14 protein-coding genes are annotated in these 14,703 nt (G+C 70.9%); 1 reads left to right on the forward strand and 13 read right to left on the reverse strand.

The genetic code is table 11. The features are described 5' to 3' along the window. Positions 1 to 55 precede the first annotated feature (55 nt). The 5 genes from JK364_RS01700 to JK364_RS01720 all read right to left on the reverse strand — a co-directional run bounded on the left by JK364_RS01700 (position 56) and on the right by JK364_RS01720 (position 5,240). Positions 56 to 886 carry a carbohydrate ABC transporter permease gene (locus tag JK364_RS01700; RefSeq protein WP_201846739.1) on the reverse strand — a complete coding sequence of 277 codons (831 nt, stop codon included), beginning with the start codon at positions 884 to 886 and terminating at the stop codon, positions 56 to 58. Then, the gene (locus JK364_RS01705; RefSeq protein ID WP_201846741.1) at positions 883 to 1,848 is read right to left on the reverse strand and encodes a carbohydrate ABC transporter permease; all 966 of its coding nucleotides are present in this window, start codon (positions 1,846 to 1,848) and stop codon (positions 883 to 885) included. The genes JK364_RS01700 and JK364_RS01705 overlap by 4 nt, the downstream gene beginning before the upstream one ends. Next, complete coding sequence (locus JK364_RS01710) at positions 1,848 to 3,167, reverse strand: ABC transporter substrate-binding protein (protein WP_201846742.1); 1,320 nt, start codon at positions 3,165 to 3,167, stop codon at positions 1,848 to 1,850. Before JK364_RS01710 ends, JK364_RS01705 begins: the two co-directional genes overlap by 1 nt. 147 nt (positions 3,168 to 3,314) lie before the next feature. Next, positions 3,315 to 4,106, reverse strand: coding sequence for a FadR/GntR family transcriptional regulator (locus JK364_RS01715; protein WP_201846744.1), 792 nt, complete (start codon positions 4,104 to 4,106; stop codon positions 3,315 to 3,317). Between the two features lie 366 nt (positions 4,107 to 4,472). Further along, on the reverse strand, positions 4,473 to 5,240 hold the full coding sequence (locus tag JK364_RS01720) for a TioE family transcriptional regulator (protein ID WP_201846746.1): 768 nt from the start codon (positions 5,238 to 5,240) through the stop codon (positions 4,473 to 4,475). A 58-nt stretch (positions 5,241 to 5,298) separates the two neighbouring features. Between JK364_RS01720 and JK364_RS01725 the strand changes: the two genes are divergently transcribed. Next, complete coding sequence (locus JK364_RS01725) at positions 5,299 to 6,510, forward strand: erythromycin esterase family protein (RefSeq protein ID WP_201846748.1); 1,212 nt, start codon at positions 5,299 to 5,301, stop codon at positions 6,508 to 6,510. A 27-nt stretch (positions 6,511 to 6,537) separates the two neighbouring features. Here the strand turns inward: JK364_RS01725 and larC are convergent, their stop codons facing one another. From larC to JK364_RS01765, 8 genes are all read right to left on the reverse strand, one after another. Next, positions 6,538 to 7,752, reverse strand: coding sequence for a nickel pincer cofactor biosynthesis protein LarC (gene larC, locus JK364_RS01730; protein ID WP_307841126.1), 1,215 nt, complete (start codon positions 7,750 to 7,752; stop codon positions 6,538 to 6,540). A 7-nt stretch (positions 7,753 to 7,759) separates the two neighbouring features. After that, positions 7,760 to 8,443 (reverse strand): nickel pincer cofactor biosynthesis protein LarB, encoded by a 684-nt coding sequence (gene larB / locus JK364_RS01735; RefSeq protein WP_307841127.1) that lies wholly within the window; start codon positions 8,441 to 8,443, stop codon positions 7,760 to 7,762. Beyond that, entirely contained in the window at positions 8,440 to 9,264 is an 825-nt protein-coding gene (larE, locus tag JK364_RS01740; protein WP_201846750.1) for an ATP-dependent sacrificial sulfur transferase LarE, read from the reverse strand. Before larE ends, larB begins: the two co-directional genes overlap by 4 nt. A gap of 2 nt (positions 9,265 to 9,266) precedes the next feature. Continuing rightward, positions 9,267 to 9,548 (reverse strand): hypothetical protein, encoded by a 282-nt coding sequence (locus tag JK364_RS01745; RefSeq protein WP_201846751.1) that lies wholly within the window; start codon positions 9,546 to 9,548, stop codon positions 9,267 to 9,269. Then, complete coding sequence (locus JK364_RS01750) at positions 9,545 to 10,969, reverse strand: lactate racemase domain-containing protein (RefSeq protein ID WP_201846752.1); 1,425 nt, start codon at positions 10,967 to 10,969, stop codon at positions 9,545 to 9,547. The genes JK364_RS01745 and JK364_RS01750 overlap by 4 nt, the downstream gene beginning before the upstream one ends. Positions 10,970 to 11,096: 127 nt before the next feature. Further along, positions 11,097 to 12,440 (reverse strand): MFS transporter, encoded by a 1,344-nt coding sequence (locus JK364_RS01755; RefSeq protein ID WP_201846753.1) that lies wholly within the window; start codon positions 12,438 to 12,440, stop codon positions 11,097 to 11,099. Between the two features lie 105 nt (positions 12,441 to 12,545). Further along, entirely contained in the window at positions 12,546 to 13,808 is a 1,263-nt protein-coding gene (locus JK364_RS01760) for a 2Fe-2S iron-sulfur cluster-binding protein (RefSeq protein WP_201846754.1), read from the reverse strand. After that, the gene (locus tag JK364_RS01765) at positions 13,805 to 14,701 is read right to left on the reverse strand and encodes an FAD binding domain-containing protein (protein ID WP_201846757.1); all 897 of its coding nucleotides are present in this window, start codon (positions 14,699 to 14,701) and stop codon (positions 13,805 to 13,807) included. Before JK364_RS01765 ends, JK364_RS01760 begins: the two co-directional genes overlap by 4 nt. Positions 14,702 to 14,703 lie beyond the last annotated feature (2 nt).

The following is a 14,703-nucleotide window of genomic DNA, read 5'->3' on the forward strand; positions in this document are numbered from 1 at the left end:
CCGGTGGGCCGGCTGCTTGTCGTGGGAGGTTCGGTGGCGGTGGCGCTCCGGCGCCTCAGCCCTTGGAGGCACCGGAGGTCAGTCCGGCCACCAGGTATTTCTGGCCGAGGATCGCCGCCACGACCACGGGAACGGTGATGAGGGTGGCGGCGGCCATCAGACCGCCCCAGTCGGTGCTGGCGTAGGAGATGAAGTTGAACAAGGTCACCGGCACGGTCTGCGTGCGGTCGTCGGCGAAGACCAGCGCGAACATGAAGTTGTTCCAGCTGAAGACGAACGCCAGCAGACATGCGGTGGCGGTGCCCGGAGCCGCGAGTGGCAGCGTGATGCGCCAGAAGGCACCGAACGCCGAGAGCCCGTCGGTGCGCGCGGCCTCCTCCAGTTCGATCGGCAGTCCGGCGAAGAAGCTGATCATGATCCACATGATGAGCGGCACGGAGACGAACATCTGGCTGAGGACGAGCACGGTGTAGGAGCCGACCAGGCCCAGCCGCGCGAACAGGTAGTACCAGGGCACCAGGAGCGAGATGGCCGGCACGATGCGGGCCACGAGGATCAGCGAGCCGGTGCGATGCATACGGAACCGCCCGACCGCCCAGGCCGCGGGCACGGCGAGCAGCGCGGACAGCGCCGTGGAGACGACGCCGACGAGCAGTGAGTTGCCCATCGAGGTGATGACCTGTCCGTCGTGGAGGATGCTGCGGAAGTTCTCCAGGGTGGGCGAGAACCACAGGCCCACGCCGGGGTCGGTGACCTGGACATTGGTCTTGAACGCCGCCGCGAACATCCACACCATGGGCAGGGCGAAGAACAGCATGACGACGCCGATGGTGGCGCCTCGCAGCCAGGAGAGGGCCCTGCGGCCGCGTCGGGCGGTGGCGGTCATGCGTCCTTCTTTCCTGCCCCGCGGCGCAGCAGCACCACGGTGGCCACGATGACGAGGGTGAACAGGGCGACGAGGGCCGCGGCGAGCCCGTATTCCTGGTAGTCGAAGGTGAGCCCGTAGGCATAGACGTTGAGGGTTTCGGCCTCGAAGTCGGAGCCGCCGCCGGGACCCTTGGTGGCGTAGAGGATGTCGAAGGTCTTGAGGGCGTCCACGGCTCGCAGAACGAGAGCGGCGCTCAGGGCAGGGGCGAGCATCGGCAGGATGACGTGGCGGAAGCGCTGCCAGGGTCCGGCGCCGTCGACCAGTGCCGCTTCTTCGGGTTCCGTGGGAAGTGTGGTCAGGCCGGCGAGCAGCAGCAGGGTCATCATGGGGGTCCACTGCCAGACGTCGATGAGCATGAGGGTCGGCAGGGACTGTCCGACCGAGCCCAGGAACTCCATGCGGGGCAGACCGGCCTCGCTCAGCAGGTGGTTGGCGATGCCGTTGGTCGGATCGAGGATGAGAAGCCAGAGGATGCCGATGGCGACGGGTGTGGTGAGCAGGGGGATGAGCAGCATGGTGCGGATCCACCGCATGCCGCGGAACGGGTGGCGCAGCAGCATGGCCAGCGCCAGACCCAGGACGGTCTCCAGGACGACGGCGCCGATGGTGAAGACCACCGTGCGCTGGACGGCGGGCCAGAAGCGCCGGCTGTCGCTCAGGAGGTCGGCGAAGTTGCGCAGGCCCACGTAGGGGTGTCCGGCGTTCACGGCGCCGAAGGCGTCGGTCAGGCTCAGATTGATGGTGAAGGCCAGCGGGAAGACGATCATGAGGGCGACGAAGAGCAGAGCGGGGGCGAGCATCGCCCACTTCAGTCGCCGGCCGGTGGCTTCGACGGAGCGGGCGGGCTGCGCCGGGCCCCGGCCCGTGGCCGCCGCGGTGCCGGTGTGCCGTCGTTCGACGGTGGTCCGGGTGGAGGGCATCACGACTCCTGGTGCCGGTTGTCGCGGACGAGGAAATCGGAGAACTCCGCGTCCGCGTCGCGTGCGACGGGTTCCACGGCTTCACCGAGGATTCCGGCCACCAGCGGGCGTCCGACGATGTCCCGGGCCCGGCCCACCTGGAGGACTTGCGGCCGGTCGTGTCCGATCCCGCGTTCCGCGTTGACCCGCATCGCGTCGGCCAGGTCGGAGGGGAAGGCACCCTGGGTTCGGGAGTCCCGCCATGCCGAGGAACGGGCCCCCGGGATGCCCGCGGCCTGGAGCTCGGCCGACATCCGGGGGCCGGCCGCCCAGCGGATGAAGGCCCAGGCGTCGTCCTGCAACCGTGAGAACTTGTTGATGGCCAGGCTCCAGGAGGGAATGTTGTAGGGCCGGGCGCCTGCCGGTCCGGCGGGGAAGGGCGCGAAGCCGACCGTGTCGCGCACCACGGACACCTTCGGGTCGAGGATGCTGGTGTAGACCGCGTCGGCGTCGATGAAGAAGGCGGCCTTCCCCTGGGCGAAGATGGGCAGGGCCTGCTCCAGGCTCATGTTGGTGGCCCCGGGCGGACCCGCCTTGTGGAGGAGATCGCCGTAGTAGCGGTACGCGGCAACCGCCTTCGGTGTCGCGATGGCCGACCGGCCCGCGGCGGAGAAGTCCCCTCCGTAGGAGAACAGGAAGCTCGACCACTGGGACACCGCACCGTTGCGCTGGCCGCGCCCCACGTAGCCGTATCGTTTCCCGCCCCGGTCGGTCAGCCGCAGTGACGCCTCCATCAGTGACTCCAGCGTGCGCGGCGGGCCTCCGACGCTCTCGGCGAGGTCCTTGCGGTAGTACAGCACCGGTCGTTCGGTCACCACGGGGACGCTCACGATCCGCCCCTGTGTCACGGAGGTGGTGCGGGGGGCCTTCTGGAAGTCCTGCCAGTCGAACGTGCGGTCACCGCGGACGCGCCCGGTCAGGTCGGTCAGCCACCTGTTGCGGGCGAAGAGCATCTGGTCCTGCAGGGCGCGGATCATCATCACGTCCACGTCGGTGCCGGATGCGTTGAGCTTGACGTTGTAGCTGCTCGTCAATTGGTCGGCGGTCAGGAGGCTCATCGACACCCGGCGGCCGATCCGGTCCTCGAATTCCGGCATACGGCGGCGGATGGCCTGCGACCACACGTGGTTGATCGCCATGATCCGCAGGGGTGTGTCGGCCGACGGAGGGCCCTGGGGGGACCCGCAGGCGCTCAGGAGACCACCGGCCGCGGCCCCGAGCGCCATGCGGCCGACGGAACGCCGGTTCATGAGCGGTACGGGCGTTGACGTCATCGTCATCGTTCCTTCAGTGGTGACGCACCCCGCACATCCCGCATATTTCGGGAGCCGGTCCAACTGGTAGGACCAGTTTGGGGCGCGGTGGGACCGTAACAGAGCGACGACGGCGTTGACCAGCCCCTTGAGCGGTCGTCCCGCCCGCGGTGACTAGCTCTGCACGCGGCGCTCGGGACCGGAGAGGAGGGCTTCGATGTGGTGCCGCGCCATGACATCCACCTGGACGTCGAGGTCCTCGCCGTACGTGCGCAGGGCCAGCGTCAGGTGCTCCCGCATCCGCCGACAGGCCAGCTCGGCGTCGCGCGCCTCAATGGCCTCGAGGATCTCCGGGTGGTGCGGAACTCCGGGTTCGCCGATGGCAGGGTCGGAGTTCGACCGCAGCATCATTTCGAACATCATTCCGCTGATGGACGAGAGCATGATCCGCAGCACGGGGTTGCCGCTCGCCGTCGCGATGGCGTCGTGGAAATCCAGGTCGGCCCTCGCCTTGGCGACGACGTCCGACGAGGACGCCATCGCGACATATGCGGCCCGCATTACCGCGAGGTCGTCGTCCGTCGCCCGCAACGTCGCCAGCCGGACCGTCTCCACCTCCAGCGGCACCCGCGCCTCGATGAGCTGCCGCACGGTGGGACGCCCCGCCCGGTACAGCGCGTCGTACCCACGGGCCTGCCCCGACGTCTGCTCGCGTACGAAGGAACCGCGGCCGGGCGCGACCTCGATCAGCTGCTGCGCCTCCAGCCGCTGCAACGCCTCCCGCACCACGTTCCGGCTGGCTCCGAACTGAGCGGCCAGCTCGCGCTCGGACGGCAGCTTGGCTCCGACCGCGAACGCACCCGAGCGGATGTCGTGCTCCAGCTGACGCGCGATGCGCTCGGTGAGGAGACCACTCTGGCCGGCGGATGGCGCGCGGCCCGGCTGCGAGGACGGGACAGGCGGCATGATCAGCAGGATACAGGCGGTCCAGGGGGCGGCGTCGACCGCCTGTCATCGAGGCCAGGACCCGGAACACGCCGTTTCCCGGCCCTGCCCCCGCCGTGCGGTGCGCGCACACGGGACGCGCACCGGCCGAGGCGCAGATCATCATGGAGGTGCCGGTTTCACGTTCCCGCTCGTTGAGAATGGTGTCGGCGTGAAATCGGCTTCCCGGCGAGAACTTGGTCTCACAGGTGCCGCGGAAGCCCTCCTCGCAGGAGGAGAGCGCGTCCGGGCAACACGGTGCGTACGGCCTCGCCGGACAGATCCACCGCGGGAGCCGCCAGAGGTGCCACCCATGGCGGGACGCCCAACCGCAGCGCCAACATCCTCTCATCCGCACTCGCGGAGGTACGCCTCCAGCTCGGCGGCCCCGGTCAGCATCGCCCGCCCGCGAACGGACAGCCGGCCGTGCCAGTCGCGCAGCGCGCTCTCCAGCGGCTCGAGCCCACCGGCCGCCCGCATCTGGGAGATGAGCGCGGCGATCTGCTCCAGCGGATAGCCGCCCCGCCTGAGTTGGTGGGCGAGCCGGGCGTCCCGCACGTCTGCCTCGTCGTAGACGCGGTACCCGGTCAGCGGGTCGCGGCGCGGGCGCAGCAGCCCGGTGCGCTCCCACTTGCGCAGCGTCGCGGGCCGGATGCCGAGCCGTTCCGCCAGTGGGCCGATGAACGTGGCGCCGGGACCGGACGCCGCGGGGTGCCCGGACGCCGTGCCGGTTCCGGACGCCGTGCCGGGCCCGGACGCCGTGATGGGTCGCAGGCCGCGGAGGGCGCTCTCCACGGTCTGAAGCGTCCGCCGGTCGTCGAGGAGCTGTACGTGGCTCTCGTCGATGAGGCGGAACGCCTCATCGACCGCGCCCTTGTTCACCGCCCGCATGATCGACGTCGCCATCTGGTGGCCGTGGCCGGGCACCAGGGCGAGAAAGGCGCGCAAGGCTCCCGCGTGCAGCGAGGTATAGGTGCGGTAGCCGGTCGGGGTGCGACCGGCGGGCGGCAGGATCCCGGCCTCCTCGTAGTTCCTGACCGCCTGCGTGGACAGGCCGTGGCGACGCGCCAGGTCAATCGGCCTGAGCCGAACACCGCTTTGAAGGATTCGCCCCATGAGCCTGCCGTTTTCGCGGGAAAGTTTCCACCGAAGGTTCAACGATACCGTTGATGGCATGGCTCCTGACATCGCGCACACCGCCCATGCCGTCGAGGCGGCCGCCGTCATGCGGCTGTTCCCGGCCCGGCCCCGGCTGCTCGCCCTGGGCGAGCCCACCCACGGCGAGGACACTCCGCTCCATGTGCGCAACGAGCTCTTCCGGCAGCTCGTCGAGCAGGAGGGGTACCGGACGATCACCATCGAGAGCGACTGTCTGATGGGCCTGGTCGTGGACGACTACGTCACCTCGGGAACAGGCACTCTCGACGAGGTCATGGAGCACGGATTCAGCCACGGCTGGGGCACCTCCGGGGCCAACCGCGAGCTCGTGCGCTGGATGCGCGACCACAACGACGGCCGACCCGCCTCCGAGCGGCTCCGCTTCGCCGGTTTCGACGGCCCGCTGGAGATCACCGGCGCCGCGAGCCCCCGGCAGGCCCTCACCGCGCTCCACGGCTACCTCGCGGACCGGGTGGACGCGGGCCTGCTCCCCTGCACCGCCGAAGCGCTCGACGGCCTGCTCGGCACGGACGGCCGGTGGACCGATCCCGCCGCGATGATGGACCCGGCCCGGTCCGTGGGGCGGTCGGCGGAGGCCGGGGAACTGCGGCTGCTCGCCGACGATCTGGTGGCGCTGCTCGACGAGCAGACGCCGCGTCTGATCGCGGCGACCTCGCGGGAGGACTGGGACCGGGCCCGCCTGTACGGGCGCACCGCCACCGGCCTGCTGCGCTACCACTCCTGGATGGCCGACACCTCACCGGCCCGTATGACCCGGCTGGTGGGCGTGCGGGACCAGATGATGGCCGACAACCTCCTCGCCATCGCCGCTCGGGGCCCGGCACTCGTCCACGCCCACAACTCCCATCTCCAGCGGGAGGAGAGCACGATGCGGATGTGGCAGGGGCCGGTGAAGTGGTGGAGCGCCGGCGCTCTGGTGAGTGCCCGGCTCGGCGAGGGGTACGCCTTCGTGGCCACGGCCCTGGGCACGGTCCGCCACCAGGGAGTGGACACTCCGCCACCGGACACCGTCGAGGGACTCCTGTACGCGCTCCCGGAGGACCGCTGCGTCATCGACGCCCCGGGGCTGGCCACCGCCCTCGGCGACACACGGCCCGCACCCCGCGTGTCCCCCTGGTTCGGCTACTCCCCGCTCGACCCGGCCCACTTGGCGGGAAGCGACGGGATCGTGTTCATCAAGGACGTCCCACTGATCCAGCGCCACTGACCGATCACAGCCCCTCCCGGACCGGCTTCACCCGCCCCGGCGCCGGAACTCGGTCATCAGCTGGTCCACCACCACACGTACCGGCAGGTCCAGGGCACGGGCGGCCGATTCCACATCGGAGAGTTCCGGTTTGACCGTACGGCTTCCGTCTCCGACCTCGGACACCTTGACGCCGATGTGCTGCCGTCGCCCCTCGGGTCCGATGGCCACGGTCACCGACCGGCGGGGCAGGGTGGCCCGTTGCCAGGACGACCAGCGCACGCCCACCGTGGTGGTGTGGCGGAACACCGTGTCGACGATGGCTTCCCGCAGGCCTTCGTCGCACAGGGCGGTGAGGACCTGTCCGGGCCGGCCGTGGCGGGCGGTGATGGAGCTCGTCCAGCAGTCCCAGGCGCCGGCGGCCCGGACGGCGGTGAGCACCGACGGCCACAGCTGCGGGTCCAGGTCGTCGATCGTGGCTTCGACCACGAGTACATCGCCGGACGGCCTGCGTACGGTCTCCTGGACGGTGCCCACGACGACCCGGGTGATGTTGGGGCGGTCGGCGGGGTCCCGGGAACCGCCACCGACGCCGACGCCGCGCACCGTCATGGCGGGGAACGCCCCGGGCCGGGCGAGCGCGGCGACCAGGGCCGCCCCGGTGGGGGTCGTGCGCTCCCCCTCCAGGTCTCCCTCGGTCAGCGGCAGGCCCGCTCGCGCGGCGATGCCCAGCACCGCAGGGGTGGGCACCGGCAGCCGGCCGTGCTCGGCGCGCACGGTGCCCCTTCCGGTCGCCAGTGGCGAGGTCGTCACCACGGGATGTCCGCTGAGCAGCCCGAGGTCGTCCAGCGCCGCCGCGCAGCCCACGACGTCGGCCAGTGCGTCGAGCGCCCCCACCTCGTGGAAATGCACCGCCGTGGGGTCGATTCCGTGCACGCCGCCTTCGGCGTGTGCGAGCACCTCGAAGACCCGCCTGGCGTAGCTTCTGGCGTCCGCGTCCAGCTCCGCCGACTCGACCAGCCCGAGGACGCCGTCCAGGTGTCGGTGCGCCGGAGGTCCCGCGGGGACGCTGACCTGGGCGCGCAGACAGCGGAATCCCCCGCGTCGCCCGGGTGCGACGCGTACGGCGACGCCGAGACCGAGCGACGCCACCGCGGCGGCGACCCGCTCCTGGTCCGCGCCCGCGTCGAGGAGAGCGGCCATCAGCATGTCGCCGGCCAGTCCGGCCGTGGCGTCGATCCAGCAGGCGGTTCGCTCGCTCACGGCCCGCTCAGCCACGGCACGCCACTTTGAGGATCTTCGCGACATGCACGGCGGCGCCGAAGCCATTGTCGATGTTGACCACGGCCAGCCCGGGGCTGCAGGACGACAGCATGGTCATGGCGGCGGCGACGCCCCCGGTGGCCACGCCGTAACCGACGCTGGTCGGCACACCGACGACCGGGGCCGTGACGAGGCCGGCGACCACGCTGGGCAGGGCTCCGTCCATTCCGGCCACGACGACGAGACAGTCCGCCGCGCGCACGTCGTCCAGCTTCGCCAGCAGCCTGTGCAGTCCGGCCACTCCGACATCCGCCATCACCTCGGCGCCGACTCCCAGTGCCGTCAGCGTGGCCAGGCATTCACGGGCCACCGGCAGGTCGGTCGTGCCCGCGGTCAGGACCAGGGCATGCCCCGCCGGTGGTGGCGGCTCTCCTACGGTGACCGTCGCGGCCGTCCGGTCGACGCTCACCACCTCGCCCGGAAAGGCCTCGGCCGCGGCGTCGAGAACCGCTTCGGGGCAGCGGGTCGCCAGAGCCGGGCCGGTGCGGTCGTGCGCCCGCAGCTCGGCCAGCAGCCGCAGCGTCTGCTCGGGTGGCTTGCCCGTACCGAAGACCACCTCCGGTACTCCCGTTCGCGTCCTGCGGTCCATATCGAGCCGGGCGTAACCACCGACTCCGACCGCCCCGCTCACCGGTTCCGCTCCACCGGAGTGATCGGCAGGTTCAACGAGCCGGAGCGGAAGGGCTGTTCATCGATTTCCACCTGGTCGTAGCCGACGGCCCGCACGGCCGCCACCACCGCGGCGCGCTCCCCGGGGTCGCCCGCCCGGACGAGTTCTTCGGCGGCCAGCTGGACCCTGCCGAGCCGGCCGTGGTGCCGCACCCGCAGCACCCGGTAGCCGAGCCGCTTCAGCGCCAGCTCCGCCCGATCGACCTGCTCGAGCGTGGCAGCGCTGACGGCCGTGCCGTACGGGACGCGGGAGGCCAGACACGGGGAGGCCGGCTTCTCGGCGGAGGGCACGGCCAGGGCGCGGGCCAGCGCCCGGACGGCTTCCTTGCCGAGACCGGCCTCCAGCAGGGGATGCCGTACACCGTGCTCGGCCGCGGCGCGCAGTCCCGGGCGCCAGTCGCCGATGTCGTCGGCGTTCGCGCCGGACAGCACCGCCGCGTAGCCGCGCCGCGCGGCGAGTTCGTCCAGCCGGTCGTAGAGCTCGGACTTGCAGTGGTAGCAACGGAAACGGTCGTTGCGGCGGTAACCCTCGCGGGCCAGCTCGGCGGTGTCGACGGCTTCATGGGCGATACCGACCGAGGCGGCCACGGCGCGCGCTCCCTCGAGCTCACCGGTGGCGAGCGCGGACGACACGGCCGTCACGGCCAGCGCCCGTTCCCCGAGCGCTCGCGCCGCCACCGCCGCTACCAGCGACGAGTCGACGCCGCCCGAGAAGGCGACGACGGCACTGCCGACGGCGCCGATGCGCGCGGTCAGGGCATCCAGCGGAGTGGTGGTGTGCACGGTCAGCCCTCCTTGGGTTTCTTCGCCTTCGCGGCGGCGATCAACTCGTCCGACGGCCATCCGTCGTCGAGCGCCTGACACACCCGCAGAAACGCCCCCGGATCACGGCCATGACGGCGGGCGGCCAGGGTGATCGGCTCCCGCGGAGCTCCACCGCAGTAGACACAGCCCACGCCTATCGCGGACAGCAACCGCGTGGCGGAGCCGTCAGGATGCCGCCCGATCAGTTCCGTGATGGTGGTCGAGCCCCGGACCGGTGACCGGGGTGGCCGGTCCGGATTCACCGCGGCGCCTCTTGCGGGAAGCGCACGGGCTGGGCGTCCAGCCGGACCAGGTCACGGGGCAACTGGTACCGGGCGAAGGGCAGGATCGCCACCTTGGCGTCGGGGCCATGGCGCTCCATCGCCGCGGCGAACGCCGCGTCCAGCGAGGTGGTGGCGTCGATGCCGATGTCCTCCGCCATGGCGAGGTTCTCTTCGAGGGTGACCAGGGTCAGGTGCTTGCGCACCATGACCTCGTAGATCGGGGCCCAGATGCAGCCCGCCCACATCTGGACCTCACGGGCGTGGATGTCCCCCAGCAGCCGGTGGTAACCGGCCTCGGAGGGTGGCATATAGGGCTTCATCAGGTCCATCAGCGCCAGGCCGGGGAAGAAGCCCGTCTCGGTCCGCACACCGGGCGAGGGGCTGGTGTAGATGATGGTGCCGCCGTCGCGCACCACGTAGTCGGCGGACATGCAGCCCCAGCCGGTGTGGAAGAACAGATGGTCGGTGGGGGCGAACACCCCGCAGATGACGATGTCGGCCGGACCGCTTTCGGCCACCGGGCTGTCGAAGGTGTAGATCTCGTTGAACCGCTCGATGGTCCTGCGGTGCGACACCGGATGTGCCCCGAAGTTCATCTCGATCACCTTGCCGCGGGTGTCGAGCAGGACGTCCAGGGTCGCGGTGAGGCCGGCCATCGTGGCGATCTCGTCGATGTCCGAGCGCATCGGTCCGGCCAGTGCCCCGTAGTGCGTCTGGGGCGACATCACGAAGTTGCCGTGGTTGGCCTCGATGGTGATGTCGGCGCACACCCCTGGCATGACCAGCTTGCCGCCTCCGCCGTAACCCCAGTGATTGGCTTGTGCCTGTCCGATCGCGATCACCACGTCGTGGCTGGTCACGGACTCATGTACCCATGCGGGTGTGCCCCGCGAGGTGATGCCGAGGTGGGTGTAGGCGTCGTAGTTGAGGGGGTCGTTCTGGAGCAGCGGGATACCCAGCCGGGCCATGCGGGTGAGGTTGTCCCGGCCGACCTTCTGCTCGATATCGCGCTGCGACATCGATATGACCTTGCCGTTGCCGGTGATGACGGTGGCTCTGGTCGTGCCGGCCCGTTCGATCTCGTCGAGGACCGCCGGCAGGATCTTCGAGGCCGGGGTGGGCCGGAACTGGTTGTCGATGATGACGGTGATGCTCCGGCCGCCCTCGAGCAACTGCGCCAGGCTCGGCCCGGCCACCGGGTTGGCCAGTGCGCGCCGCGCCTCGTCGGTGGTGTTCCGCACCGCGGGGGGTTCGTCGGGGTAGATCGCCGCGAGCAGGTTCCGCTCGGGGATGTCGAGGTCGAGTTCCTCGCGGCGGACGTTGCTTTCATCGTCCATGACGCCGATGGTCAGCGGGTCCAGCGATTCGTAGGGAATTCGTGCGTGGAAAGTTCCGGTCATCGTCGACCTCTTCGCAAGCGGCGCAACCATGCTCAATGGACCGTATGTTTAAGACGGTTGATCAATATATCGGAAGCTAGGCGAGATTTCAGATCCTGTCAACGCTCGCGCATGCGACGGGACCCCGTCACAGATCGCTGCCGACCTGCTCGGTCCGTTCCGGCCGCCGGTCGAAGGACACCGAGCCCCGGGTTTCCGGAACGGCGATGAGCGTGACGACGAACACCAGGCTCGCCCCGGCCAGGAAGAACACCAGCCGCGAGGGCACATCGGTGAGATCGGGACTGAGCAGGCTGACGAAGGTCGGCATGAGCCCGCCGAGCATGAAGCCCAGGTTCCAGCTGACCGCCGTCCCCCGGGCTCGCAGCTCCGTCGGATACCGCTCGTTCAGGAAGATCATCAGGGGCGCGTAGGCCGCGTTGGACAGCATCACCATGAGCACGCACAACACCGCGACCACGGTGCCGCGCTCTCCCCCGGCCGCCGCGATGGCCCACACCACGGCCGGCAGGGCGAGAAGGTTGCACAGCCCGAATCCCAGCATGGTCCTGCGCCGGCCGATCCGTTCGCTCAGCTCCCCCGCCCCGATCGCCGCGACCACCACCGCCACGCTGCACACCAGGAGGATCAGCCCGCGCTGCCGTTCGGTGACGGGCACGATCTCGCTGAGCAGGGTGGGCAGGAAGCCCGACGTCAGGTAGTACTGCGCCCCGCCACCGGCCGCGACGGCGACGTTCAGCGCGAGGATCTTCTTGCCACCGCCGCGGAGGAGTTCACCGAACGGCACCGGTTCGGGGGCCCGGCCGGTGTCACTTCCCTCCCAGGCCGGTGACTCCTCGACCCTCCTGGCGACGAACAGGCTCAACAGCGCACCGGCGAGCCCGCAGAAGAACAGCACCCGCCAGCCCCAGACGTCGAAGGCCGGACCGGGAAACGCCGCGGCGACACCGATGTACGCCACGCTGGCCAGCGCCCCGCCCAGGCCCGCCCCGCCGGCCCCGATCAGTCCGCTCATCAGGCCCCGCCACCGCGGGCCGATGCTCTCCGTGCCCAAGGTGTGCGTGGTCGCGGTGACGCCTCCGACGAACAGGCCCTGGGCCACCCGGAGGGTCAGAAAGAGGACCGGAGCGAGCACACCGACGGCGGAGTAATTCGGCACGAGCCCCATGGCCGCCGTGGTCAGGCCCACGCCGCTCATCACCACGACCATGGCCTTCTTGCGGCCTCCGCGGTCGGCCACTTCACCGAAGAGCGCGGCACCGGCGGGACGCATGACCACGGTGACGGCGAACGAGCCGAACACCGCGGCCATCCCGAGAGTCGGATTGGATGTCGGGAAGATACTCTCGCTGACCGGCCCCGCGACATAGAGCAGCAGGAACAGATCGAAAAGGTCGAACGACCACCCCGCGACCGAGGCGAAAACGGCGGCGGCTGGTGACCTCGCGGGCTGTCGGGTGGCGGGTCTCATGGTCTTCTCCTCGGCTCGGAGTGGGCATACGGGAGGGCCCCGTGGTCGCGGCGAGAGTCCACGGGCGTCGCGGTCGGCGGGGCGGGATACCGGTAACACCTGCGTCTAACGCTCCTTCTCCTGGCCGCTCCGCCGACGCGTTCCGGCACCGCGCAGCAGCCGCTTGACCCGGTCGAGCAAGGGCGCGAACACCAGGCTCAGGGCGCTGGGGGCCTTCACCGGCCCGGACGGCGCCCGCCCGGAGGTCGCCGCTTCGGTGACGGCGTCGGCGAACTGCTCGAACATCCGGCGGCTGACGTCACCGGCGAGGGCGCGGCCGAACTGGGCGATGCGGCCGGTGAGATAGACCTTGGCGTCGGCGTGCATCGCGGTGCCGGTCTCCGTGGCCTCGGTGGTCAGTGTGATGTCCGCCTGTGTCTGCGCCCCGCCGGTGTCCTGGCCTTGCGCGAGCGCCCTCAGCCGACCGGCCTCGCGGTCGTGTTCCAGGATGTGTGCCACCCCGTTGAACGCCAGTTTGATCGGGCCCACGGAGACCCGGGCCCGGCCCGCGTAGTGTCCGTTGCCGTAGTCGTCGGTGAGCTCCGCACCCGGCAGACAGCGCGCGAGCAAGTAGATGTCGTCGAGCACGCTCCAGACCCGGTCCTCGGGCAGTTCGATCTCCGTGGTGATCCGCACCGCGATGGTGGGGTCACCACTGGGGAGCACGATGTCCTGGACGCTCGGCGACACCGTGTCCTCGGCCCCGTCCGGGCCGTCGGACGCGGCCGCGCCCTGCCCGGCACGGCCGACCAGCGCCGTACGCACGCAATTGCCCGGCTCCGGGATGCCCTCGGGGTGTGCGCGCCGGGTCTCGTCCACCGCGGTGAGGATGTTCCGGTACCCGGTGCAGCGGCAGATGACGCCCGACAACTCCTCCGGCAGCTCCTCCTCGGTGACCTCCGGCTTGTTGACCAGCAGGTCGTAGGAGCTCATCAGGAAGCCGGGGGTGCAGAAGCCGCACTGCAGGGCGTGGTGACGCCCGAACGACTCCTGCAGCGGGTGCAGGGAGTCGGGCCGCCCCAGGCCCTCGACGGTGACGATGTCCGTCCCGTCCAGCTGCACGGCGAACAGCAGACAGGCGCGGGCGGCCTCGCCGTCGACGAGCACAGTGCACATACCGCAGACCCCGTGCTCGCAGCCGACATGCGTACCGGTGAGGCCGAGGTGGTCACGCAACGCGTCGGCCAGGGTGACCCGCGCCGGGAGGGTCAGCACCGTGGGCGTCCCGTTGACCGTCATCCGGACCTCGACCGGGTCGTCCGCGCCGGCCTTCACCGGGCGCGGTGTGCGGGGCCCCGCCTCGCGGGACCCGGCTTCGCCGACGGTCACGTGGTCACCTCCTCGGCGCCGTCGCGGGCGCGCTCGTAAGCCTTGGACAGTTCCCGGGCGGCCAGGGCGAGGAGCAGCCGGCGCCGGTAGTCCCTGGACGCGTGGATGTCGCCGTCGGTGTCGACGATCTCCTCGACGACGGCGGCGAGTCGCTCCCTGAGCCGGCCCGCGAGCCCGTCGCCGCTTTCGGTGACCGCGGCGGCGAGCTGCTCGGAGAGATCGCGGGTGACCGGCCGGTCGGACACACCGAACGCGGTCATCGTCGCCTCCGGGCCGCCCGCGCGCAGACGTACCCGCACGGCCAGGCCCGCGAGCGCGAAGTCGCCGTGGCGACGGGCGATTTCGGCGAACCCGAACCCCTCCCCCTCGGCGGCCACGGGCAGCCGTACGGAGGTGAGGATCTCGTCGGGGGTCAGCGCCGTGGTCATCGCGCCGTGGAAGAACTCCCGGGCGGACACGCTCCGGTGGCCGTTCGGTCCGGTCAGCGTCAACTCCGCGTCGAGGCAGCAGGCCACGGCGGGAAGCTCGGCGGCCGGGTCGGCGTGGGCGAGGCTGCCGCACACCGTCCCCCGGCTGCGCAGTTCGCGGTGGCCCACCCAGGGCAGCGCCAGGCGCAGCAGGGGAACACTTCCGCCGAGCGGGTCCCGCTCCACCCGGCGCTGCGTCACGGTCGCGCCGATGTGCAGGGCCGGTCCGGAGCGGGTCAGCGCGCCGAGTTCTTCGATGGAGTTGATGTCGATCAGCGTGTCGGGGCGGGCGAGCCGCATGGCGAGCACCGGTGTCAGCGACTGCCCGCCCGCGATGACCTTGCCGCCCCCACGGGTCTCCGCCAGTTCGGCGATCGCGTCGGAGAGGCGCGAGGGACGAACGTAGGCGAACGGTGCGGCCTTCATGA

This window comes from Streptomyces endocoffeicus (assembly GCF_016741935.1).
Lineage (GTDB): Bacteria > Actinomycetota > Actinomycetes > Streptomycetales > Streptomycetaceae > Streptomyces > Streptomyces endocoffeicus.

Coding starts and splice junctions, on each gene's coding strand:
- JK364_RS01715 (WP_201846744.1), bottom strand. CDS start 4,106: ATGCCGCCTGTCCCGTCCTCGCAGCCGGGCCGCGCGCCATCCGCCGGC.
- JK364_RS01720 (WP_201846746.1), bottom strand. CDS start 5,240: ATGGGGCGAATCCTTCAAAGCGGTGTTCGGCTCAGGCCGATTGACCTG.
- JK364_RS01710 (WP_201846742.1), bottom strand. CDS start 3,167: ATGACGATGACGTCAACGCCCGTACCGCTCATGAACCGGCGTTCCGTC.
- JK364_RS01725 (WP_201846748.1), top strand. CDS start 5,299: ATGGCTCCTGACATCGCGCACACCGCCCATGCCGTCGAGGCGGCCGCC.
- JK364_RS01700 (WP_201846739.1), bottom strand. CDS start 886: ATGACCGCCACCGCCCGACGCGGCCGCAGGGCCCTCTCCTGGCTGCGA.
- JK364_RS01765 (WP_201846757.1), bottom strand. CDS start 14,701: ATGAAGGCCGCACCGTTCGCCTACGTTCGTCCCTCGCGCCTCTCCGAC.
- JK364_RS01755 (WP_201846753.1), bottom strand. CDS start 12,440: ATGAGACCCGCCACCCGACAGCCCGCGAGGTCACCAGCCGCCGCCGTT.
- JK364_RS01705 (WP_201846741.1), bottom strand. CDS start 1,848: ATGCCCTCCACCCGGACCACCGTCGAACGACGGCACACCGGCACCGCG.
- JK364_RS01750 (WP_201846752.1), bottom strand. CDS start 10,969: ATGACCGGAACTTTCCACGCACGAATTCCCTACGAATCGCTGGACCCG.